Below are 21,992 nucleotides of genomic sequence, written 5' to 3'. Positions count from 1 at the left end.
AAAGTTTCCTGATCTACTTTAAGTTCCGTAATAAAAGTAACTTTTAATTCGTGTTTATTTAAAAAATCGTCTATCAACATATATCAACTATTTAATTCCACTTAATATTACACCCAATACTCGGTTTTTGGTCAGGATTTATTAATCTATTGGTAACCACGCCATCAATAGCGCTACGTAAATCTGAACCACTTAATGGAATGCCATTGGCTGGTCGGCTGTCGTCTAATTGTCCGCGGTAAACCAATTTATTTTGATTGTCGAAAAGATAAAAATCAGGTGTACAAGCGGCATCGTAGGCTTTGGCTACTTCTTGTGTTTCGTCGAATAGATATGGAAATTCAAATCCGTTTTCAAATGCAAATTCGGTCATTAATTCTGGTGCATCTTGAGGATATTTTACCACATCATTACTCGAAATCGCAACAAAACCAATTCCCTGCACGCGATAATCATTCACCACTTTTAGTACTTCTTCCATCACATGATGCACAAACGGACAGTGATTGCAAATGAACATCACAACCGTTCCTTTTTCACCTTTGCAATCTTCAAAAGTTTTATATTCATTCGAATTAGTATCTCTCAAATGAAAATCTGGAGCAATTGTGCCTAATGGTAACATGTTAGAAGGAGTTTGAGCCATTTTGAAATTAGAATTAGAGGTTAGAATTTGGAAGTTTTAATCTTTCTACTTTTTACTTTTCACTTTTTACTTCGTTAATTATACGCACCAAATCTTTTATTGTTACAAAATGCGTCAATACTTTTTTTTGGAATAGCATTTTCTTACTTTTGCAGAACAACACAACATATTATGTACAAACTATTTATTCGTCCGTTACTTTTCTGTTTCGATCCAGAAAAAGTGCATTATTTTACCTTTTCATTCATTCGTTTTCTGAATAAAATTCCAGGTTTTTCAGGCTTATTTCAATCGCTTTACGAAGTAAAAGATGCACGTTTAGAGCGCGAAGTTTTCGGAATTAAATTTAAAAATCCGGTTGGTTTAGCGGCAGGATTTGATAAAGATGCGAAGTTATATCAAGAGTTATCGAATTTCGGTTTCGGATTTATTGAAATTGGAACATTGACGCCAGTTGGACAAGAAGGGAATCCTAAAAAACGTTTGTTCCGACTAAAAGAAGACAATGCGATTATCAATCGAATGGGTTTCAATAACGGTGGCGTTAAAGAAGCAGTCGAACGTTTGAAACAAAATAAAGGTGTTTTAATCGGTGGAAACATCGGGAAGAATAAAGTCACACCAAACGAAGAAGCGGTTAAGGATTACGAAATCTGTTTTGAAGCTTTGTTTCCGTATGTAGATTATTTTGTGGTGAATGTGAGTTCACCAAACACACCAAATCTTCGCGAATTACAAGATAAAAAGCCTTTGACTGAGTTATTACAAACGCTTCAAAATCAAAATAACGCAAAACCAAAACAAAAACCAATTTTACTAAAAATCGCTCCCGATTTAACTGATGAGCAACTTTTAGACATCATTAATATTGTAAATGAAACTAAAATTGCGGGCGTTATAGCTACAAATACTACGATTTCTCGCGAAGGTTTACAATCAGATAACAAATCAGAAATGGGCGGTTTGTCTGGAAAACCATTAACGAAACGTTCAACAGAAGTGATTCGTTTCCTTTCGGAAAAAAGTAATAAGTCGTTCCCAATCATAGGAGTAGGAGGAATTCATACTGCTGATGATGCGATTGAAAAGTTGGATGCTGGCGCAAGTTTAGTTCAATTGTACACTGGATTTATTTACGAAGGTCCAGCTTTAGTGAAAGCAATCAACAAAAAGATTTTGGAAAACAGCTAAAATTTCTATCTTTGAAGCTATGAACGAAATCAAAATTATCGAATGTCCACGCGATGCCATGCAAGGCATTAAACCTTTTATTCCAACCGAAAAAAAGGTAAAATACATCCAATCGTTATTGCGTGTAGGCTTTGATACTATTGATTTTGGAAGTTTTGTGTCGCCAAAAGCGATTCCGCAAATGCAAGATACAGTTGAGGTTTTAGCGCAATTAGATTTATCGGCAACGAATAGCAAATTATTAGCGATTATAGCCAATACACAAGGTGCTCAAAATGCTTCTCTTCACAAAGAAATTCAATATTTAGGTTTCCCTTTTTCGATTTCGGAGAACTTTCAAATGCGAAACACGCATAAAACCATTGCTGAAAGTTTAGTGACATTGCAAGAGATTTTAGAAATCGCAGATAAATCGAATAAAGAAGTGGTTACCTACATTTCAATGGGCTTCGGAAATCCGTATGGAGATGCTTGGAACGTGGAAATAGTAGGCGAGTGGACTGAAAAATTGGCGAATATGGGTGTAAAAATTCTATCGCTTTCTGATACCGTTGGAAGTTCAACTCCAGAAGTTATCGATTATTTGTTTTCTAATTTGATTCCGAAATATCCAAATATTGAATTTGGTGCACATTTACACACCACACCAGACAAATGGTTTGAAAAAATTGATGCAGCTTACAATGCAGGTTGCCGTCGTTATGATGGAGCCATTCAAGGTTTTGGAGGTTGTCCTATGGCAAAAGATGATTTAACTGGAAACATGCCAACGGAAAAATTATTATCGTATTTCACTACCAAAAGAGAAAACACGAATACCAGTCCAATGAGTTTTGAAAGTGCTTATAATGAAGCGACAAAATTATTTGGCGAGTTTCATTAAGCTGATTTTCTTCGCTTAAAAACTTTATAAATTTCTACCCAAAGTACAGAAATACTTCCCACTAAAACACAAATTCCTATTTGGGTTACACTTACCAATTCAAACAAGAAGAAGTTGGAAAAAGCAGGAATAAATAGCAATAATCCAGTCATTAGAATGGTGATTCCAATGATTAATCCCACCAAGTTATTTTTGTACTGAATTGTTTTAAAAATCGAATAATAAAACGAACGATTCGCTAATGTTAATACGATATTAGAAGTGATTAATGTTAAAAAAATCAGTGTTCTAGTGCCGTTTTCAGACATGCTTTCTCTAATAGCATATTGATACATAAATAACAATCCTAATGTAATAACCAGTCCTTGAATAATGCTAATCAATACTTCTTTCAAATTGAAGAAAGTTGTGGTTAGTGGTCTTGGTTTTTGGAGCATCAGATTGTCTTCCATAGGTTCGTTTTCGTAAATTATCGAACAAGTTGGACCCATAATAATTTCCAAGAAAATAATATGAACTGGCGTAAAAATATTCGGATACATCCAACCCAAAGCCAAGGGAATAAACACAATTAAAATAATCGGTATATGAATCGAAATAATGTATTGAATTGCTTTTTTGAGGTTGATGTAAATTTTTCTTCCCATAGCAATGGCATCCGTCATTTTTTCGAAATTATCATCTATAAGAATTAAATTGGCGGCTTGTTTGGCAATTTCAGTTCCTTTTTTACCCATGGCAATTCCTATATGTGCCGATTTCAAAGCGGGTCCGTCATTTACGCCATCACCAGTCATGGCAACGATTTGGTTGTTTGCTTTTAAAGCTTGAATAATTTTAAGTTTTGCCTCAGGAAACATTCTGGTGAAAATAGCGGTTTCCATAACTTTTTCTTTCAAAGTCGCTTCATCCATTGCCATTAATTCGTCTCCATTCAATACTTTATCAGCATTTTTAAATCCGACTTGTCTTGCAATTGTTGAAGTGGTTTCGGCATTATCACCTGTTACAATTTTTACTTGAATTCCTGCTTTGTAAAACGTTTCAAAAACCGCTTGAATATTGTGTTTTGGAGGATCATAAAAAGCAACCAAACCTTTAAAGTTGAATTTTAATGCTTGCTGTGTTTCCGGATAATTGGTTCCAGAAAAGTCAGAAACTCCCACGCCTAAAACTCGAAATCCTTTTTGCGTCATGGCTTTCATTGCAGTTAAAACCTGATTTTTTTCAGCTTCATTCAAATGACTGACATCGATTAAAGCTTCTGGTGCTCCTTTTGCAGCGATGATTTTATTACCTGATTCGTTTTCGAAAACGTGAGTCATCATTGGAGGTTTTCCACTTAACGGATATTCGTGAACCAATTTAAAATTTGGTCTTTCGTCGTCGCTTTCAAAATTGGAATACGCTTCATGAATCGCAATTTCCATCGCATCAAACGGAATAGGTTCGCTTGACCACATGGCGTAATTTAGAACTTCTTCTGCTTCTGTTGTTAATTTTTCTTTCGTATCAATAATCGTATCAGAATCAAAAAGATACAATTCGGCCAAACTCATTTTGTTTTCGGTAATGGTTCCGGTTTTATCGGTGCAAATTACGGTGGCGCTTCCTAAGGTTTCAACGGTTTTGGTTTGTTTGGTAATGATTCCCATTTTCATCAATCGCCAAGCGCCTAAAGCCATAAAAGTGGTAAATGCTACTGGGATTTCCTCTGGAATAACGCTCATTGCTAAGGTTAACGCTTTTAATAAACTATCTAAAACAATTCTTGAATTGTAATAATTAATGCCCCAAACAATCCCGAAAATTACCAAACCAATAATCGACATTTTAGTAACGAAATTGTTGATTTGAATTTGCAAAGGCGTTTTTTCGTCTTCAATTGCATTTAAACTGGAACCTATTTTTCCTAGTTGCGTGTTTTTTCCAATAGCTGAAATTTCGCAAATTGCAAGTCCTGAAGCCACAATCGTGCCTTGAAAAACTTGCTTGTTTTCGGATTCATTAGATTTAAAAACCGATAAAGATTCACCTGTTAAAATAGATTCGTTAACTGAAAAATCGTTGGAGGAAAGAATAATTCCGTCTGCAGGAATAAATGCACCTTCTTCCAGCTGAACGCAGTCTCCAATTACAATTTCTTCTGTGGGAATTTCGATGATTGTACTGTTTCGAATAACTTTACATTTGGGTTGGGATAATTTTTTCAAAGCTTCAATCGCATTCCGACTTCTGGATTCTTGAAAAACAGAAATAGCAATGACAAAAACAATCGCAATAGCCATAAAAATTCCATCACCATAATCTCCAGTTATAAAATAAACACTTGTTGCGGTAAACAATAAAAGAAACATAGGTTCCTTTACAATGTCTAATAACGAATTTAAGAAGTGGTTTTTTTTAGTATGTTCTACGGAGTTAGTTCCGTGAATTTTTGCGGATTCTAAAACTTCTAAATCGGTTAAACCTGTACTTGTTTTTTTAGAATCGCTCATTGTAATTGAAATATTATTTATGCAAGTTACATAATTTATTCTTAAAAGAAATAGATTATTTGTCTAAGTTTTACTATATTTGCACGCAATTTAACAACAACTACAAATTGCACCATGAAAGCACACACAACTAAAATCGTTGGCGAAGGCCTTACTTACGACGATGTTTTGCTTATTCCAAATTATTCAGAAATTTTACCACGGGAAGTTAGTATTCAATCGAAGTTTTCGAGAAATATTACTTTGAATGTTCCTATCGTTTCCGCAGCAATGGATACGGTTACCGAAAGTTCTATGGCAATTGCTATGGCACAAGAAGGTGGAATTGGCGTTTTACACAAGAACATGACGATTGAGCAACAAGCAGCGAAAGTAAAGAAAGTAAAACGTGCAGAAAGCGGTATGATTATCGACCCAGTAACGTTACCTTTAACAGCAACTGTGGGTGATGCAAAAATGGCGATGAAAGAATTTAGCATTGGCGGAATTCCAGTAGTAGATGATAACGGAATTTTAAAAGGGATTGTTACCAACAGAGATTTACGTTTCGAAAAAGTAAATACCCGTTCTATTTTAGAGGTAATGACTTCTGAAAAATTGGTAACAGCTGCTCAAGGAACAACTTTACAAGAAGCAGAAGGAATTCTTCAAGAAAATAAAATTGAAAAATTACCTGTAGTTGACAACAACAATAAATTAGTAGGTTTAATTACCTTTAGAGATATTACTAAATTAACGCAAAAACCAATTGCTAATAAAGATAGATTTGGTCGTTTGCGTGTAGCTGCGGCTTTAGGTGTAACAGCTGATGCAGTAGATAGAGCAACAGCTTTAGTAAATGCTGGTGTTGACGCTGTAATTATCGATACCGCTCACGGACATACAAAAGGTGTGGTAGATGTGTTAAAAGCAGTAAAAGCGAAATTCCCAGATTTAGATGTAGTAGTGGGTAACATTGCTACTCCAGAAGCAGCATTATATTTAGCTCAAAACGGTGCTGATGCAGTGAAAGTTGGAATTGGTCCAGGTTCTATTTGTACGACGAGAGTTGTAGCTGGAGTTGGATTTCCACAATTTTCAGCAGTTTTAGAAGTAGCTGCGGCGTTAAGAGGAACAGGAGTTCCAGTTATTGCAGATGGTGGAATTCGTTATACAGGAGATATTCCCAAAGCGATTGCTGCGGGAGCTGATTGTGTAATGTTAGGTTCGTTATTAGCAGGAACAAAAGAATCACCAGGTGAAACGATTATTTTTGAAGGAAGAAAATTCAAATCATACCGTGGAATGGGTTCTGTTGAGGCGATGCAAGAAGGTTCGAAAGACCGTTATTTCCAAGATGTAGAAGATGATGTGAAGAAATTAGTTCCCGAAGGAATTGTAGGTCGTGTACCTTATAAAGGAGAATTAAACGAAAGTATGCAACAATTCATAGGTGGTTTAAGAGCCGGAATGGGATATTGTGGGGCAAAAGATATTCCAACTTTACAAGAAAACGGTCGTTTTATCAGAATTACAGCAAGTGGTATTGGCGAAAGTCACCCTCACAATGTAACGATTACGAAAGAAGCTCCGAATTATTCGAGATAGTTTTAGTGTTCAGTGATCAGTCACAGTGTTCAGTAAAAATAGAAACCTGATAGTTATAAGCTATCAGTTTTTTTTATTTTGTGCCAAAAACTTGCACCGCATAAATTTTCTTGTTTTCCCAATCAATGCTAAAACCGATTTCTGTATAGAAATATTGATGATCTAAAATGTTTTTCAAATGATTGGGTGATTTCTTCCACAGATTGAACATTTTTAAGGCTAAAGTGTCTAAGTCAGCTTCAGTATAAAATTGGTCTTTAATTCCTGTAAATAATAAGTTTTCACCCACTAAAACAAATGAATTTCCACCATAAAAATACACTCGTTCTTTTGGACTTTGCTTTTTAGCATCGGTTTGTTCATGGGATAAGGTTTGAATTTTTGCAATGTATTTAGCATGGTCGTCAGCTGCTTTTTTCAAATAAATATCTAAACCAAGTAATTTTCTGTCGTTATTAGAACGTTCTTCGTTTACCAATTGATATACTTTTGTTTTCAGTTTTTCTAAATCAATTTTGTTTTGATTTTGACTGAAACTGAATGTAGAAACTAGAAGTATTATTGAGACGAAGGTTTTCATGTTAGTTAGAGATTAGTTCTTGCTTTAATTTATCCAAAGTGGTTTCTTTAAAGTTTATATCAAATTCATCCATAGAATTTTTGTCAATATTAATAGAATCAAACATGATTTTATTTCCTGAATTTGCATAAATAACAATTTTTATTTTTCCTACTATTTTAACATTGAGTAAATATTTAGAAAATTGACTTAGATTATAATTTAAAACAGATCTATTGTTTGGATAAATAATATTAATTGAAAAATATTTAAGGTTTTGATTATCGTTTTTGAATAATATTTCTTTCATAACATCATAAGTCAAAACTTTATCAATGTTTATCCACCCTAATTTATCTGATGTAAAAGAATAGATTTGATTTTGATTTTGATAAAAATTATATCTTGTAATTTTTTCTTCATCTGTTAAGTTTTGGTCTTCTAATGCTGTATCCCATTCACTATTCTCTTCAATTAAGGCTTCAATGCTTTTTTTCTTATCCTCATTTAGAATTTTTAAATATTTCAGGGAATCTCTTTTTTTAACAATTTCAAGACTATCTAATGCAACTCTTTTTTTGAACTTGTCTGGAATATTCTCATATTTCCATTTACCAGATTTAAAATATTTCAAATTTCTTACAATGTCAGATATTTCGGTGTATAGTCTATTATTACTCAATTTCCATCTAAAAATCGAATCATTATCGTTATAATAAATATTACTTTCTTCTAATGGTTTATTTGGAATTGTAACATCATAAGATTTACCTTTTTTGATTTTCAATTGTTTATCGCCTTCTTTAAAATTAATATAAAACATTCCAGAAGATTCTAATAATTCGTCTTTATCAGTTACAGTTGACAAACCATTTAAAATCATATCTTCTTTTGAATAAAACTCTTTTAATTCAAAAGTGATTTTTCCATTCGAATAATTTTCAAATAAATCTCTTGGAATCCAAATTTTGATACCTTCTTTCCCTGAAATTAAAGTGTCTTTTTTAAGTACAAACTCAAAAGTTTGTAATTTATCCGTTTTTAATTGGGAAGAAATTGAGATTGAATTTTCATCAAGTTCTTGAGTTGTTTTTTCTTTTTGACAAGAGAATATTACAACCGAACACAGAAGGATATAGAATGTTTTCATAAAATTTGTTTTGAAAGAAAAATCAACTTTCATGCCAAAATCTTAATAAATTCTTAAAATTTAAACACAACATTAAACTTAAAATCTTTGCATTATGGTCTACGTTGTTATTGTTTCAAAATCTCATTAATCTTTTTTCTATCACCAGCAATCCACAAAATATCATCAGATTCTAAAATCCAATGCGATTCTGGATTTAGAATACGTTTTCCGTTACGTTCGATGCCTACGATGATGCCGTGTGTTTTCTCTCTAATTTGCGATTCTCGAATACTTTTTCCTATGCAAACTCGGTTTTTAAGTTCTAATTGTTGTAGAATAATATCTTCTTTAATGAAAGCTTCTGGTTCGTCGATTTCGTGTTTATCCAAATAAATTTTGAATAGTTTTACTTGTTCATCGGTGCCAATTACGTTGATTTCATCACCAGGGAATAAACGTTCGGTTCTAATTGGAATATTAATCGTGACATCACCACGTTTGATAGACGCAATATTGATTCCGAATTGCTCTCTAATTTTTAATTCTTCTAAAGTTTTACCAGCTAAATTCGATTCTTTGGCAATAATTAAATCGGCCATGTGACCATCCCAAGGCGACAGTACATTCTGTCGTTTGTTGGCTTGTTTCGTGATTTCTCTGTCGTTGAAATTTTTCAAAAAATGACCTTCGATTTTGTTGTAAAAAGCATGCAATCGTTTCGGGAATAAAATGTACGATACAATTCCAATAACTAAAGCAATGATGGCGATAACTGGTGATAAAAACTCATTCAATACAAATCCGAAATAGAATAAGGTTAGCGCAATTCTAAAGAATACCAATACAATAATCGGACCTTGATATTTTCTGACTTGCATTAATTCTTGCACTTGTTCCACAGCCACTCTTCTCAACGATAATGCCCATAAAAAAGGTGATAAAATTACAACCGTTATTAAAGCTGCGATAGCATTTCCAAAGCGGGAATCTTCAACCAAAGGCAAAATATATTTCGATGAAAGTAGAATAATCGCCACAATAATAATCGAGTGAATGATTACCTGAGTTAAATACGCTTTTAATACAATTTGCCAAGTACTAACCGATTTAATAGCTTCGGTATTGGCGCTGTAACGTTCGATTTTTTTTACCCAACGTCTTGGTAATTTTTTCTCCAAAAAGATAGATAAAGGCGTTGAAAATTTCACCATGAATGGCGTTGTAAAGGTTGTAATAGCTGAAACCGCAACCACAATAGGGTATAAGAAATCGCTTGTTACATTCAACGTCATTCCTAATGTGGCAATGATGAACGAAAACTCTCCAATTTGCGATAAACTCATTCCGGTTTGTATGGATTGTTTCAATGGTTGTCCCGAAAGTAAAGCTCCGATTGTTGAGGAAAGTGATTGCCCAAGAATAACCACTAAAGTTAGAATTCCAACTGGAAACGCATATTTCAACAACATTTCAGGATCAATCAACATTCCGACCGATACGAAGAAAACGGCTCCAAACAAATCTTTTACTGGTTTTACCAAATGCTCAATGTGTTCTGCTTGTGTGGTTTCGGCAATAATCGAACCCATGATAAATGCACCAAGAGCAGGAGAGAAGCCTACATTTGCAGCAAATAAAACCATTAATAAACACAAAGCCAATGAAACAATTAGTAGCATTTCATCGGTTAAAAGATGTTTGGCTTTTTTTAGTAGCGTTGGAATAAAGAAAATTCCCGCTACAAACCAAATAGTTAAAAAGAAAACCAATTTCAAAACGGATTGAATCAATTCGCTACCAGAAAATTGTTGACTTACTGCAACCGTAGACAATAAAACCATCATTAAAATGGCTAAAATGTCCTGCACAATTAAGGCTCCGATTACATTTCCTGCGAATTTTTGTGTTTTTACACCTAATTCATCAAAGGTTTTTAAGATAATTGTCGTGGAAGAAATAGATAAGATAACTCCTAAAAACAAACTATTCATTTTGCCCCAATCCATCATTTGTCCTACGAAATAGCCCAAAGCTACCATCGTAATGATTTGGGTTAACGCTGTGATGGAAGCTGTTCCGCCGACTTTCATTAGTTTTTTGAAACTAAATTCTAGTCCTAAACTGAACAAAAGAAATATAACGCCAATTTCTGCCCAAACTTTTACACTGTTCATGTCTTTTACCGTCGGGAAAAAATCAAACTCGCTTCCAGCTAAAAAACCAGCGACCAAATATCCTAAAACTAACGGTTGTTTTAAGATTCTAAAAATAAGTACCGCAATGGCTGCAGTGACTAGAATTAGTCCTAAATCGCTAATTAAATTGGGTAAATGAACAGTGGAAGCAGTTAGAAATATTGGCATAGAATGGAATTTTTACTAAAATAGTGAAAAGTGGTCGGTTTTCAAAATTTCAATTCTTTATGCGCTCAATTTTATTGTTTTTTTAACGAATTAAGTTCTTGAAGCGTGTAAAATTTCATTTGGTTTGAAACCACAAATTGACAAATCATTTCCAATGTTTTAAGATCTACTTCATACTCATTTGTAGCTTTTTCAACGGGTTTATGTCCGTAGAAAACCACTATTTTATTGTGCTTTTTTGCGTAATTTAAAACTTTAGATAAGTAGTTTAAACTAAAATGCTCGTAATTACTGTCGATTCCAATTCCGTTTGCAAGTCGAGTTCCGTTATAGAAATTAGCGTTATCGGCTACTTTTTTGCCGCCTTTTGCAGTTCCTCTGATGATTTTGAAATGTTTTTGTAATTCGTAGTCTAACGTTTGTGTTTTGGCTCCAAATGGATAAGTAAACGATTTAATTTCGATGCCTTCTTTTTTAAACGCTTCGATTAGAGGAAAAATTTCAACAATTAAGTATTGCTGTTTATTATTTTTCTTAGTGAATTCTTTTGCATTGAGATGACGGAATCCGTGACCAGCAATTTCGTGACCTTTGGTTTGAAGTTTTTTTAAATTTGAGATATCTGAAACGGAGAGTTTTTCAAAATTACTTACGCAAAAAGTAGCTTTCCAATTGTACTTTGCGAGTTGAGCATCGGCTTCTTTCCATTCGTTTACAAAGTAATCGTCAAAGGTAATGACAGCACCCGCTTTTGAATTTGTGGTTGGGGTTTTGGTAGACGAACAAGAATAAAAGAAAAAACCTATCAGTAAACTAATGAGAATGAGTTTTATACTGATAGGTTTTGGCATATTTTAGAAGTAATTAAATCCCCAAATAATTGCTAGGTGTAATTTGCATTAATTCCGCTCTTACTTCTTCAGAAACTTTTAAAGTTCCAATGAAATTATGAATGGCTTCTTTGTTAATTACAGTATTTGTTCTAGTTAAGTCTTTCAAAGCTTCGTATGGATTTGGATAACCTTCACGACGTAAAATTGTTTGAATTGCTTCAGCAACCACCGCCCAGTTTTTCTCTAAATCTTCTGCGAATTTTTCTTCGTTTAATAACAGTTTATTCAATCCTTTTAAAGTAGCTTCAAATGCGATTAAAGTGTGTCCCATTGGTACACCGATGTTACGTAAAACTGTACTATCTGTTAAATCGCGTTGTAATCTTGAAAGTGGTAATTTAGCTGAAAGATGTTCGAAAATCGCATTAGCAATTCCTAAATTTCCTTCCGAATTTTCAAAATCAATTGGATTTACTTTATGTGGCATAGCCGAAGAACCAATCTCGCCTGCTTTGATTTTTTGTTTGAAATAATCCATAGAAACATACGTCCAAATATCTCTATCCAAGTCGATTAAAATCGTGTTGATACGTTTTAAAGCATCGAAAAACGCTGCGAAATGGTCGTAATGTTCAATTTGTGTAGTTGGAAACGAATGATGTAATCCCAAACTGTTTTCTACGAAATCTGTTCCAAATTTTCTCCAATCTGTATTTGGATACGCTACTTTGTGTGCGTTGTAATTTCCAGTTGCACCACCAAATTTAGCGGCAAAAGGAACGTTAAATAACAAACGCATTTGCTCTTCTAAACGTTCTACAAAAACTAAAATCTCTTTTCCTAAACGAGTAGGAGAGGCTGGTTGTCCGTGTGTTCTGGCTAACATTGGAATGTCTTTCCATTCCATTGCTAATTCTTTCAATTTTGCAATTACGCTTACTAATCCTGGTAAATAAACATTTTCAAACGCCTCTTTTGTCGAAAGCGGAATCGCTGTATTATTGATATCTTGAGAAGTCAATCCGAAATGGATAAACTCTTTGTAATCTTGTAATCCTAAACCATCAAACTTCGATTTAATGAAATATTCCACCGCTTTTACATCGTGATTCGTTGTTTTTTCGGTTTCTTTAATCCAAAGTGCATCTTCAGTAGAAAAGTTCTTATAAATAGCTCTTAAAGAATCGTAAATCGATTTGTCAATATTGGCTAATTGAGGTAAATCAGCTTCGCGCAAAGCAATAAAATATTCAACCTCTACCAAAACTCGGTATTTAATTAAGGCTTCTTCAGAAAAATAAGGAGATAATGAAATAGTTTTGCTTCTATAACGACCATCAATTGGCGAAATAGCGTTTAATTCTGTTAATTGCATTTTGTTGTGTGTTGTTTAAAGAAGTGCAAATATAATAAGAAGTTAGAAGTTAGAAGTTAGAAGTCAGAAGTTTTTTGGATAGAATTTACCAATTCTTCTTTTACAATTTTCATTCCTTCAACGGCAGTTAAAGGTAATACCTTCAACTCATTTGGTAAATCGTAAATTGTTGCTGGTTTTGGATCGATGTAATAAACAGGAACGTTTTGGTTCACATAATTCATTAATCCAGCAGCAGGATATACTTGTAAAGAAGTTCCTATAATGATTAAAATATCTGCGGTTTCTACAATGTCAATTGCGTGTTCAATCATAGGAACATCCTCGCCAAACCAAACAATATGTGGTCGTAATTGGTTACCTTCCAAATCAAAATCACCTAAGTTTAAATCGTGTTTCCAATCAATTACAAAATCTTCGTTTGAAATACTTCTTACTTTTAATAATTCGCCATGCAAATGAACAATTTTATTACTTCCGGCTCTTTCGTGTAAATCGTCTACGTTTTGTGTTATGATGTGAATATCGAAATGTTCTTCTAGTTCAGCCAATATTTCGTGGGCTTTGTTGGGTTTAACAGTTAAAAGTTGGGCTCTTCGTTTGTTATAAAAGTCTAAAACCAATTCGGCATTATTTTTCCAGCCAATAGGTGAGGCCACTTCCATAATATCATGACCTTCCCATAAGCCATCAGCATCACGGAAGGTTTTGATGCCGCTTTCGGCGCTAATTCCAGCACCTGTTAGTACTACAATTTTTTTCATTTTCTTTTCTTTTCTTTTCTTTTGCAATTTTAAAAAACAAATGCGCCTTAAAGACGCATTTGAGTATTATACTTTTCCTAAGGTATAGAGTTGTTCCATTGTAGGTCCAGCGCTTCCTCCCGCAGGTTCTAATGTAATTCCGAAAGCTTGTGCTTCATTTGCGTTTTCTACTTTAATTACTTTCGTAGTACTTGTTGCATACGAATCAAGCAATCCGATACTTGTAGGCGTTAAAACAGGTTCTAATTTTAAAGCCCATACTTGATATACCATTCCTTCAGGAGGAGTTGGTAAGCCAGATGCATCGATATATACTTCTTTTGTGTTTTTGTTGTAATACGCTTTCGCATATGCGTTTGGTGCTACTTGTTGTCCAGCTAAAGCAACGGCAATATTACTTGTATCTCTTAAAATGGCTAAAACTTCTTCTGATTCTTTTTTCTTCAATTCTAAATCCACAACTGATTCTTGTAATAAGTCTTTTTGTGTAGAAACGTTATTCAAGGTTTCATTCGTTTGGTTTAATTTATAAAATTGAAGTCCAAAACCAACAACTAATACAGCTGCAGCAACCCAACCCGTATATTGTGACCAATTGGAACGTGGTTTCATAGTTACGACTTTGCTTCTTCCTAATAATTCGGCTCTGATCTTTTCGAAATTAGTTGCCGATAAATGAGGTGCTACACTGTGTGATAAATTAATGACTGCTGATTCAATAGCCTTAATTTCCTCTCTCACTTCAGGATATTGTGCTGCCATTTGGTTGACTTCCGCAATTTCTTCATCGGAAAGTTTTCCAAATACATACAGTTCTAAAATACCTGATTCTATATATTCTCTACTATTCATTGATCATTAGTCTTAATTCATTCATACAATTTCTGTTCTGCGTTTTCACGGTTCCTAAAGGAATCTCTAATTCATCAGATGCTTCTTGTTGGGTATACCCTTTAAAAAATAACAAATCAATTAGTTGGATGCACTTTGGCTTCAATTTCTTGATAAACTCTTTAATTCCAATCGCATCTATTTTATTGATAGTCTTAGAGTTATCGTCCAATATATGTACGAAATTATCGGTAGATAGGTTTTTTTGATTGTTGTTAAATCCTTTTGAACGTAATTTATCAATAGAAGTATTACGTGCAATATTCAACATCCAGGTGTACAATCTGCCTTTAGAGGTATTGTAAGTATCAATATTTTTCCAAATTTTAACAAAAACTTCCTGAAGTACATCTTCGGCTTCTTCTTTGTCTTTAATTAAATTGAAAATAATTCCGTACAAACTCTTCGAGTAATTATCGTAGAGTAGTGTAAATGACCTATCGTCTTTTTTAAGTAATAGGGGTAAAAGTTCTTCTTGTGTCATGCAATTTTCTTTTTTTGTCTAAAATAATAAAAAAAGTAGTATTATTTTTGCAATATGAAGAAATTTAATCAAGAATTGTTAACATACTTAGAAGGTTTTATAACTGAAAATAGAAAAGAAGGCTTTTTAAGGGTATTGAAAAACCGAACAAAACATTTTACTATTGCGATGGAAGATGTGTATCAGTTGCATAATACTAGTGCGGTAATGCGCAGTTGTGAAGTTTTTGGTATTCAAGAATTGAATGTGATTGAGCAAAAATTTGGTAAACGAATTGATACTGAAATTGCAATGGGTGCACAAAAATGGGTAGATGTAAATCGTTTTAATACGGTTCAAAGTTGTATTGATGAAATGAGAGCTAAAGGATACCAAATCATTGCTACAACCCCTCATGATGATTCTTGTAAGTTACATGAATTTGATATTTCTAAACCTTCGGCCTTGTTTTTTGGTACGGAACGAAATGGTTTGTCTGAAGAAGTGATTCAACAAGCCGATGGATTTTTGAAAATTCCGATGGTAGGTTATACCGAAAGTTTGAATATTTCAGTTTCAGCAGCTATTATTATTCAAGATGTGACAAATCGTTTGCGTCAATCGGAAATTAATTGGCAGTTAACAGAAGAAGAAGTTTTAGAAAAACGTTTAGATTGGACGCGAAAATCGATAAAAGATATTGATTTTATTGAGAGAAAGTATTTCGAATTAAAAGAAAACGATGCAGAATAAATTATTTATTCTTTTTTAATATTTTATAATCTTCATAACAAGCGCTAATGGCGTCCATGATTTGTAAATCATTTGCTGTTTGAATAAAATATTCTGAATAATTGCAGTTTTGAAGAATCAGCGGAATGTCATCTTTGTTTATTTCTAGTAAAGCAGCAAGTGTTTCTCTATCAAATTTAGTAGCTAAAAGATTTCTAACGGTATCGTCTTTCTTCATTTCTTTTAGTTTTTTCATTTCTTTTGGACGTTTTCCAAATACATTGTACAAGAAATCGGCAGGATTGGAAATGGAACCTAAAACTTTTGCAATCGCTCCTGGTTTGTATTCACCACCTTCATAACCCGTTTTTAGTCCTGAAATACTGTAGCGATAAGAATCATCTGATACTGGAATTAATCTTGTGTCTACTTCTACATAACCTGTTAAATTGTATTTAGCAACAACAACTTCGTCTAAGACATAAGCTTTTTCACTCAAGTAAATTTTGGTTGGGTTTTCTTTAATCCAGTCGTTAGTTACTTTTACTTTAACAGTTTCATAACCTAAATACGTGAACAATATAGTATCGTTTACTTTGGCACCAATTTCGAATGTTCCACTAGGAGTGGTTACAGTTCCTTTTACTCGTGAAGTGTTAATAACGTGAACATTGCCCATAGGAAGCTTTGTTTCGTTATGAATAACGGTACCTTTAATGTTCGTCACAAGCGAATCGTTTTGTGAAAAACAAAAATTAGAAATTAGTACAAAAAGAAAAACTACAAAATATCTCATTCTTTATTTATTGATTCAAAAATACGAATCTAAAGATGATATTTTGTAGTTTTCTATAAATTTATAAGAAAATTAACGAAAATCGTTAGCTTCTTCTTGGTCTTCTTGGTCTTGAAGAATCTCCAGCACTTTCAGCACGTCTTGGCGCTCTATCTGAAAATCCGCCTTCTCTTTTAGGAGCCGAACTGCTTCTTTCGCCTCTGAAGCCACCTTCTCTTTTAGGAGCTGAACCTCTATCGCTACGGAAACCGCCATCTCTACCACCTTCTCTTCTTGGAGCAGAACCACTTCTTTCACGGTTAAAGCCACCTTCGCGTCTTCCACCACCAAAACCTCCGCCAGAGTTTCTTCCATTATGGTCACGTCTTCCGCCACCATCATTTTTAGAAATCTCAACGTTGATTCTTCTACCGTTCATGTCATATCCGTTAAGAACAGACATTACTTTGTCAGTATGTTCTCCATCTGTATTAAAGAAAGAGAAACCTTCTTTAACGTCTACTTTAAATACGTCATCTCTGCCTAAATCTAAAGTTTCTTTGATAAAGTCTTTCAATTGCATCCAATCGAAATCGTCTCTTGCTCCAATGTTGATGAAATAACGAACGGGATCACCTGCTCTAATTTCTCTTGGTTCAGAACTTCTTTCTCTATCATTTCCTCTTTCACCTGATAAATCACGTTTCGATTTGTAATAGTTGATGAATCTATTAAATTCAACAGATACCATTTTCTTAATTAACTCTTCTTTAGATAAACCATCTAAAACTTCATTAATAGCTGGTAAATAGTTGTCAATTTCGTGATCAACTTCTGTGTCTTTAATTTTGTTTGCTAAGTGTAATAACTGAATTTCGCAGATTTCAATTCCTGATGGGATTGTTTTTTCTTCGAATTTTTGTTGGATAATACGCTCAATTGAGTGTATTTTTCTGATTTCACTTTTCGTAATAATTACGATAGAAGTTCCTAATTTTCCAGCTCTTCCAGTTCTTCCTGAACGGTGATTGTAGGTTTCAATTTCGTCTGGTAATTGATAATTTACTACGTGAGTAATGTTATCAACGTCAATTCCACGAGCCGCAACGTCTGTTGCAACCAACATTTGAATTTGACGACCTCTAAACGATTTCATTACGCCATCACGTTGTGCTTGCGATAAATCTCCGTGTAATGCCGCTGCGTTATAACCATCTTCGATAAGTTTTTCAGCAACCGCTTGTGTGTCTCTTTTAGTTCTACAAAATACAACCGAGAAAATATCTGGGTTCGCATCTGCTAAACGTTTTAAAGCTTCGTAACGGTCACGAGCATTCACACAGTAATATTCGTGTGATACTGTAGCCGAACCTGAGTTTTTGCTACCCACAGTAATTTCTACTGGAGACGACATGAATTGTTTTGCTATACGCGCTACTTCAGCAGGCATAGTTGCAGAGAATAACCAAGTGTTTTTCTCATCTGGTGTGTCCGATAAAATGGAACAAATGTCTTCGTAGAATCCCATGTTTAACATCTCATCTGCCTCATCTAAGATACAAAAATCGATGTTTTTAATGTTTACAAGACCTCTGTTAATCATGTCTTGCATTCTACCTGGTGTTGCCACAATAATTTGTGCACCACGTTTAACTTCTCTAGCTTGTTCTGTAATGCTTGCACCACCATAAACAGCCACTGTATGTAACCCCTTTATGTACTTTGAGTATAATTTAATCTCGTTGGTGATTTGTAAGCATAATTCACGTGTTGGCGATAAAATTAATGCTTGTGTATTTCTATTCTCAGCATCAATTTTTTGAATTAGCGGGAAACCAAAAGCTGCGGTTTTCCCTGTACCTGTTTGCGCTAGGGCAACTAAATCTGTGTTTTGTTCCAATAGTACTGGAATCGCTTTTTCTTGCACTTCTGACGGATTCTCAAATCCTAGATCTTTAATCGCCAGCAGTAGCGACTCATTCAATCCTAATTGTTCAAATTTATTCATATAATATTTTAAATTGGGTGCAAAGGTACGGTTTATAAATCACATAAACTAATTTGTTAGATATTGATTTTCAATTTGTTACGATTTTTTTCTTTTTCACATATTTTATAAAATATGTTTTATTGCTCAAATTACAATGGAAAAATTAGAAAGTAAGGTATTTTTGCATCAAAATAAGAGCCATGTTTGAACTGTTAGATATTATTGGAACCTTAGTATTTGCTATTTCAGGAGCATTAACTGCTATTTATAAGAAATTGGATTTGTTTGGTGTGTATTGTATTGCTTTTGTAACAGCATTAGGTGGTGGAACAGTTCGCGATGTATTAATAGGAAGAACGCCGGTAGGGTGGATGTTAGATATCGATTATGTATATATTATTACAACAGGCTTTCTACTTTCTATAATATTCAATCGTTATTTAGAACGTTTGCGTATTTCGATGTTCTTATTCGATACCATTGGATTAGGTGTTTTTACCTTAATAGGTTTAGAAAAAGGATTAGAATTTGGCTTAAGTCCGGTTATTTGTGTGATTTTGGGAACTTTAACAGCTACTTTTGGCGGTGTAATTCGTGATATTCTCTGTAACGAAATTCCAGTTTTATTCCGAAAGGAAATTTATGCAACGCTTTGTATTGCGGGAGGAATTCTATTTTTTCTTTTACAAGAATTACAAATACAAAGCGATATTATTTCATTAATAGTAGCGGTTTTTATTATCTCGTTCCGATTGATTGCTTTTAAATACAACTGGAGTTTACCTATTGGGACAGTTTTTGTAAGAAAAGAATAAGCTCTTTAACTGCTATTCCTCTGTGACTGATGGTTGATTTTTCTTCCATGCTTAATTCGGCAAAAGTTTTTTCATATCCGTCAGCTACAAAAATTGGGTCGTAACCAAAACCGTTTGTGCCAATTTTTTCTTCAATGATTTTTCCGTTGATGATTCCGGTAAATAAGTTTTGTTTTCCATTCAGATTTAACGCAATCACCGTTTTAAAATTAGCTTTTCGATTCGATTCATCTTTTAATTCCGACAAAAGCTTATCCATATTATCATTCGCATCTTTTTGTTCGCTTGCATATCGTGCGGAATACACTCCAGGAGCTCCATTCAAAGCCTCAACTTCTAAACCGGTATCGTCAGCAAAACAATCGTAACCATACTTTTCTGTAACATAATTGGCTTTTAAAATTGCATTTCCTTCAATTGTATCAGCTGTTTCTGGGATATCTTCTGTACAACCAATTTCTTCCAAACTCACAATTTGAATAGTATTTGGAACTAAAGCCTGAATTTCTTGAATTTTATTTTTGTTGTTGGATGCGAATACGAGTTTCATAAAGTTTTTAGAGCAAAGTTATTTTTTATTTTTGAGAAAGTTAACTCTTTGTTCTAAAGTATTGAGGGAAATGAAATCAGATTATTTCTTAAAAAAAACAATTATGCATTTGATGTACTTTTATTATTGATTTATGCTGCTTTGTAATTTGGGGGTAAACGAAAAGGTTCAAGCTCTTCTATTGGAATGCCTGTGTAGTTTGCATATTCACGGAATGTTAGTTTGCACCTTTTTTCTATTTTATTGAAGTAGACACGCATGTCGCTCATCTTTTGAGAAGCGGTACGTGGAGAACATTCTTCTATGCTAATAATGTCTTTAGTAGTGATGCAAATTCTTAAGGTTGTTCTTGACATGGCTTATACCCTTTTGTTTGACAGTGTTGTAATTTAATTTTCCCATGATAATTTGAATTTGTTAGTTAATTTGAATTGCGTTAGCTGAATTTTACTTTTTGCTAACATTATATTTACAAATTTAGGAATAAATTAACAAGTTGTTTCTTGAACTTTTTAACAATTGGATCAAGTTTTCAACAATCGAAATTGTTTAAAATTGCTATTTTTTGCATAGTTTTGGTCTAAAAAACTCTTTTTTTGTCAACTTTTTGCCATTTTTTACCACTTTTTGTTGTTTTATTAAAAATGAAAAAGCCGATTTTTCAGATGGTTGTATTGTATAATGACTTGTTCCTCTTTTTTCTTTTTAGGTAACCTTTTCTTTATCTCTACAATATCTCTTCTATACTTCTGGCATACACTCGGGATACCCTTTTCATACATTCTCCATACACTCGGCATACACTCGAGGTGTTTTTTAGCGCTTTTTATAATTTCTTTTCTGATTTTGTAATTGTCTTATTTTCAATTTATTAAATTCTTTTTTGTGCAAAAATGGCAATTGTTGTGGTTTTTGGTAGTTTTTGTAGGTATTGGATTATTTTACGAAAAAGAATGCAATAGTTTTCTTAATCGGCAGTATTTGCAAGGGCTCCCTTTAGACGTGGCTATCTTTGCGTTATTATAAATCATTAAATATTTTAAATCATGGCAAAATTAAAAAGCTTGATTAAGTTAGAAGGTACGATGGAGGATCTTACTTTCTACAAAGGTACCGATGGGTACTTTGTGCGCACCAAAGGTGGTGTGAGTAAAAACCGAATTATGAACGACCCTGCGTTTGCTCGTACTCGAGAGAACGGAGCGGAGTTTGGTAGTATTGCAGGTTCGGGAAAATTATTGCGTACGGCATTAGGGCCGATGGTGTTTCGAGCGAAAGACAGTAAACTGACGAGTAGGCTTGTGAAGGTTTTGGGACAAATTAAGAATTTGGACAGCGTGAGTGCTCGTGGAGCTCGAAATGTTGCAGAAGGATTGAACAGTTCTTCCTCCAATTCTATCTTAGAAGGGTTTGATTTTAATGCCAAGGCTACTTTTGGCAGTGTATTGAACTCTATTGTTACGGTTGATATGGTAACTGGGTCGGTGAGTATTGCTGCTTATAATCCATTGGAGCAAATGCGCAGTCCTGAGGGGGCGACCCATTTTAGCTTACAAGTTGGGTTTTTGCGTATCGATTTTGCTTCTGGTGCTTATGAATTGACCCAAAGTTCAGAGGAAGTATATCCATTAGTGAATGGGATGATTTCGCCAGTATTAACTCCAGTTAGTGCACCTACGGCTACTGGTACAGGTATGCATTTTATATTGATTGAATTTTTTCAAGAAGTGAATGGCGTGCAGTATATGTTAAATAATGGAGCTTTTAATGTTTTGAATTTATTGAAAGTAAGTTAAGTTATGCTTTGTACAAAAAAAATACCTTCAAATAATAGCTATTATTTGAGGGTATTTTTTTATATGGGTGATGTGTTACTACGATTATTAAATTATTTCTCTTTTTATCGATTATTACATCATATAATACAACTGTAACATCTTTTCGA

General features: G+C 33.8%; 20 protein-coding genes. 6 read left to right on the top strand and 14 right to left on the bottom strand.

Annotation, left to right across the window (positions count from 1 at the left end; all coding sequences use genetic code 11):
* Window positions 1-91: 91 nt before the first annotated feature.
* Window positions 92-646 (bottom strand): thioredoxin family protein, encoded by a 555-nt coding sequence (locus OJ995_RS11570; RefSeq protein WP_264369563.1) that lies wholly within the window; start codon window positions 644-646, stop codon window positions 92-94.
* A gap of 171 nt (window positions 647-817) precedes the next feature.
* Between OJ995_RS11570 and OJ995_RS11565 the strand changes: the two genes are divergently transcribed.
* Both OJ995_RS11565 and OJ995_RS11560 read left to right on the top strand, forming a co-directional pair.
* A complete protein-coding gene (locus tag OJ995_RS11565) occupies window positions 818-1,837 on the top strand; it encodes a quinone-dependent dihydroorotate dehydrogenase (protein WP_264369562.1) in 1,020 nt (339 codons plus the stop codon).
* A 19-nt stretch (window positions 1,838-1,856) separates the two neighbouring features.
* Window positions 1,857-2,720: a hydroxymethylglutaryl-CoA lyase gene (locus OJ995_RS11560; protein ID WP_133606166.1), complete on the top strand. Its 864-nt coding sequence runs from the start codon at window positions 1,857-1,859 to the stop codon at window positions 2,718-2,720.
* Here OJ995_RS11560 and OJ995_RS11555 read toward each other — a convergent pair.
* Window positions 2,717-5,218 carry a cation-translocating P-type ATPase gene (locus tag OJ995_RS11555; protein ID WP_264369561.1) on the bottom strand — a complete coding sequence of 834 codons (2,502 nt, stop codon included), beginning with the start codon at window positions 5,216-5,218 and terminating at the stop codon, window positions 2,717-2,719. The two genes, OJ995_RS11560 and OJ995_RS11555, sit on opposite strands and share 4 nt — an antisense overlap.
* A gap of 114 nt (window positions 5,219-5,332) precedes the next feature.
* On the opposite strand from OJ995_RS11555, the gene guaB reads away from it, so the two are divergent.
* Window positions 5,333-6,805: an IMP dehydrogenase gene (guaB, locus tag OJ995_RS11550; RefSeq protein ID WP_264369560.1), complete on the top strand. Its 1,473-nt coding sequence runs from the start codon at window positions 5,333-5,335 to the stop codon at window positions 6,803-6,805.
* A 73-nt stretch (window positions 6,806-6,878) separates the two neighbouring features.
* On the opposite strand, the gene OJ995_RS11545 is transcribed toward guaB, so the two are convergent.
* The 8 genes from OJ995_RS11545 to OJ995_RS11510 all read right to left on the bottom strand — a co-directional run bounded on the left by OJ995_RS11545 (window position 6,879) and on the right by OJ995_RS11510 (window position 15,206).
* On the bottom strand, window positions 6,879-7,385 hold the full coding sequence (locus OJ995_RS11545) for a CAP domain-containing protein (protein WP_264369559.1): 507 nt from the start codon (window positions 7,383-7,385) through the stop codon (window positions 6,879-6,881).
* Window position 7,386: 1 nt separating this feature from the next.
* Window positions 7,387-8,514 (bottom strand): hypothetical protein, encoded by a 1,128-nt coding sequence (locus OJ995_RS11540; RefSeq protein WP_264369558.1) that lies wholly within the window; start codon window positions 8,512-8,514, stop codon window positions 7,387-7,389.
* 107 nt (window positions 8,515-8,621) lie between these two features.
* A complete protein-coding gene (locus tag OJ995_RS11535; protein WP_264369557.1) occupies window positions 8,622-10,859 on the bottom strand; it encodes a monovalent cation:proton antiporter family protein in 2,238 nt (745 codons plus the stop codon).
* 71 nt (window positions 10,860-10,930) lie between these two features.
* A complete protein-coding gene (locus OJ995_RS11530) occupies window positions 10,931-11,710 on the bottom strand; it encodes a polysaccharide deacetylase family protein (protein WP_264369556.1) in 780 nt (259 codons plus the stop codon).
* A 13-nt stretch (window positions 11,711-11,723) separates the two neighbouring features.
* On the bottom strand, window positions 11,724-13,067 hold the full coding sequence (purB, locus tag OJ995_RS11525; protein ID WP_264369555.1) for an adenylosuccinate lyase: 1,344 nt from the start codon (window positions 13,065-13,067) through the stop codon (window positions 11,724-11,726).
* A gap of 56 nt (window positions 13,068-13,123) precedes the next feature.
* Window positions 13,124-13,831 (bottom strand): SIR2 family NAD-dependent protein deacylase, encoded by a 708-nt coding sequence (locus OJ995_RS11520; RefSeq protein WP_264369554.1) that lies wholly within the window; start codon window positions 13,829-13,831, stop codon window positions 13,124-13,126.
* Between the two features lie 66 nt (window positions 13,832-13,897).
* Window positions 13,898-14,683: an anti-sigma factor gene (locus OJ995_RS11515; protein WP_264369553.1), complete on the bottom strand. Its 786-nt coding sequence runs from the start codon at window positions 14,681-14,683 to the stop codon at window positions 13,898-13,900.
* Window positions 14,676-15,206, bottom strand: coding sequence for an RNA polymerase sigma factor (locus OJ995_RS11510; RefSeq protein WP_111567511.1), 531 nt, complete (start codon window positions 15,204-15,206; stop codon window positions 14,676-14,678). Before OJ995_RS11510 ends, OJ995_RS11515 begins: the two co-directional genes overlap by 8 nt.
* A gap of 54 nt (window positions 15,207-15,260) precedes the next feature.
* Here OJ995_RS11510 and OJ995_RS11505 point away from each other — a divergent pair, with 54 nt between their 5' ends.
* Window positions 15,261-15,938: a TrmH family RNA methyltransferase gene (locus OJ995_RS11505; protein WP_264369552.1), complete on the top strand. Its 678-nt coding sequence runs from the start codon at window positions 15,261-15,263 to the stop codon at window positions 15,936-15,938.
* A gap of 1 nt (window position 15,939) precedes the next feature.
* On the opposite strand, the gene OJ995_RS11500 is transcribed toward OJ995_RS11505, so the two are convergent.
* The gene (locus OJ995_RS11500) at window positions 15,940-16,713 is read right to left on the bottom strand and encodes a carboxypeptidase-like regulatory domain-containing protein (RefSeq protein ID WP_264369551.1); all 774 of its coding nucleotides are present in this window, start codon (window positions 16,711-16,713) and stop codon (window positions 15,940-15,942) included.
* 85 nt (window positions 16,714-16,798) lie between these two features.
* Window positions 16,799-18,700: a DEAD/DEAH box helicase gene (locus tag OJ995_RS11495; RefSeq protein WP_264369550.1), complete on the bottom strand. Its 1,902-nt coding sequence runs from the start codon at window positions 18,698-18,700 to the stop codon at window positions 16,799-16,801.
* A gap of 182 nt (window positions 18,701-18,882) precedes the next feature.
* On the opposite strand from OJ995_RS11495, the gene OJ995_RS11490 reads away from it, so the two are divergent.
* Window positions 18,883-19,497: a trimeric intracellular cation channel family protein gene (locus tag OJ995_RS11490; RefSeq protein ID WP_133606195.1), complete on the top strand. Its 615-nt coding sequence runs from the start codon at window positions 18,883-18,885 to the stop codon at window positions 19,495-19,497.
* On the opposite strand, the gene OJ995_RS11485 is transcribed toward OJ995_RS11490, so the two are convergent.
* Both OJ995_RS11485 and OJ995_RS11480 read right to left on the bottom strand, forming a co-directional pair.
* Complete coding sequence (locus tag OJ995_RS11485; protein ID WP_264369549.1) at window positions 19,466-20,047, bottom strand: non-canonical purine NTP diphosphatase; 582 nt, start codon at window positions 20,045-20,047, stop codon at window positions 19,466-19,468. The two genes, OJ995_RS11490 and OJ995_RS11485, sit on opposite strands and share 32 nt — an antisense overlap.
* A 131-nt stretch (window positions 20,048-20,178) precedes the next feature.
* Window positions 20,179-20,403 (bottom strand): hypothetical protein, encoded by a 225-nt coding sequence (locus OJ995_RS11480; RefSeq protein WP_264369548.1) that lies wholly within the window; start codon window positions 20,401-20,403, stop codon window positions 20,179-20,181.
* Window positions 20,404-21,210: 807 nt separating this feature from the next.
* Here OJ995_RS11480 and OJ995_RS11475 point away from each other — a divergent pair.
* Window positions 21,211-21,843, top strand: coding sequence for a hypothetical protein (locus OJ995_RS11475; protein WP_264369547.1), 633 nt, complete (start codon window positions 21,211-21,213; stop codon window positions 21,841-21,843).
* Window positions 21,844-21,992: the final 149 nt, after the last annotated feature.

It is taken from the genome of Flavobacterium lacisediminis, from assembly GCF_025909975.1.
Classification (GTDB): Bacteria; Bacteroidota; Bacteroidia; order Flavobacteriales; family Flavobacteriaceae; genus Flavobacterium; species Flavobacterium lacisediminis.
Note: the sequence above shows the minus strand (reverse complement) of the source record. Positions and strands in the feature narration are given on the sequence as shown.

Bases quoted from the DNA above. Each gene is read 5' to 3' on its own strand.
- OJ995_RS11570 (WP_264369563.1), bottom strand. From the start codon at position 646: ATGGCTCAAACTCCTTCTAACATGTTACCATTAGGCACAATTGCTCCA.
- OJ995_RS11565 (WP_264369562.1), top strand. From the start codon at position 818: ATGTACAAACTATTTATTCGTCCGTTACTTTTCTGTTTCGATCCAGAA.
- OJ995_RS11560 (WP_133606166.1), top strand. From the start codon at position 1,857: ATGAACGAAATCAAAATTATCGAATGTCCACGCGATGCCATGCAAGGC.
- OJ995_RS11555 (WP_264369561.1), bottom strand. From the start codon at position 5,218: ATGAGCGATTCTAAAAAAACAAGTACAGGTTTAACCGATTTAGAAGTT.
- guaB (WP_264369560.1), top strand. From the start codon at position 5,333: ATGAAAGCACACACAACTAAAATCGTTGGCGAAGGCCTTACTTACGAC.
- OJ995_RS11545 (WP_264369559.1), bottom strand. From the start codon at position 7,385: ATGAAAACCTTCGTCTCAATAATACTTCTAGTTTCTACATTCAGTTTC.
- OJ995_RS11540 (WP_264369558.1), bottom strand. From the start codon at position 8,514: ATGAAAACATTCTATATCCTTCTGTGTTCGGTTGTAATATTCTCTTGT.
- OJ995_RS11535 (WP_264369557.1), bottom strand. From the start codon at position 10,859: ATGCCAATATTTCTAACTGCTTCCACTGTTCATTTACCCAATTTAATT.
- OJ995_RS11530 (WP_264369556.1), bottom strand. From the start codon at position 11,710: ATGCCAAAACCTATCAGTATAAAACTCATTCTCATTAGTTTACTGATA.
- purB (WP_264369555.1), bottom strand. From the start codon at position 13,067: ATGCAATTAACAGAATTAAACGCTATTTCGCCAATTGATGGTCGTTAT.
- OJ995_RS11520 (WP_264369554.1), bottom strand. From the start codon at position 13,831: ATGAAAAAAATTGTAGTACTAACAGGTGCTGGAATTAGCGCCGAAAGC.
- OJ995_RS11515 (WP_264369553.1), bottom strand. From the start codon at position 14,683: ATGAATAGTAGAGAATATATAGAATCAGGTATTTTAGAACTGTATGTA.
- OJ995_RS11510 (WP_111567511.1), bottom strand. From the start codon at position 15,206: ATGACACAAGAAGAACTTTTACCCCTATTACTTAAAAAAGACGATAGG.
- OJ995_RS11505 (WP_264369552.1), top strand. From the start codon at position 15,261: ATGAAGAAATTTAATCAAGAATTGTTAACATACTTAGAAGGTTTTATA.
- OJ995_RS11500 (WP_264369551.1), bottom strand. From the start codon at position 16,713: ATGAGATATTTTGTAGTTTTTCTTTTTGTACTAATTTCTAATTTTTGT.
- OJ995_RS11495 (WP_264369550.1), bottom strand. From the start codon at position 18,700: ATGAATAAATTTGAACAATTAGGATTGAATGAGTCGCTACTGCTGGCG.
- OJ995_RS11490 (WP_133606195.1), top strand. From the start codon at position 18,883: ATGTTTGAACTGTTAGATATTATTGGAACCTTAGTATTTGCTATTTCA.
- OJ995_RS11485 (WP_264369549.1), bottom strand. From the start codon at position 20,047: ATGAAACTCGTATTCGCATCCAACAACAAAAATAAAATTCAAGAAATT.
- OJ995_RS11480 (WP_264369548.1), bottom strand. From the start codon at position 20,403: ATGTCAAGAACAACCTTAAGAATTTGCATCACTACTAAAGACATTATT.
- OJ995_RS11475 (WP_264369547.1), top strand. From the start codon at position 21,211: ATGAACGACCCTGCGTTTGCTCGTACTCGAGAGAACGGAGCGGAGTTT.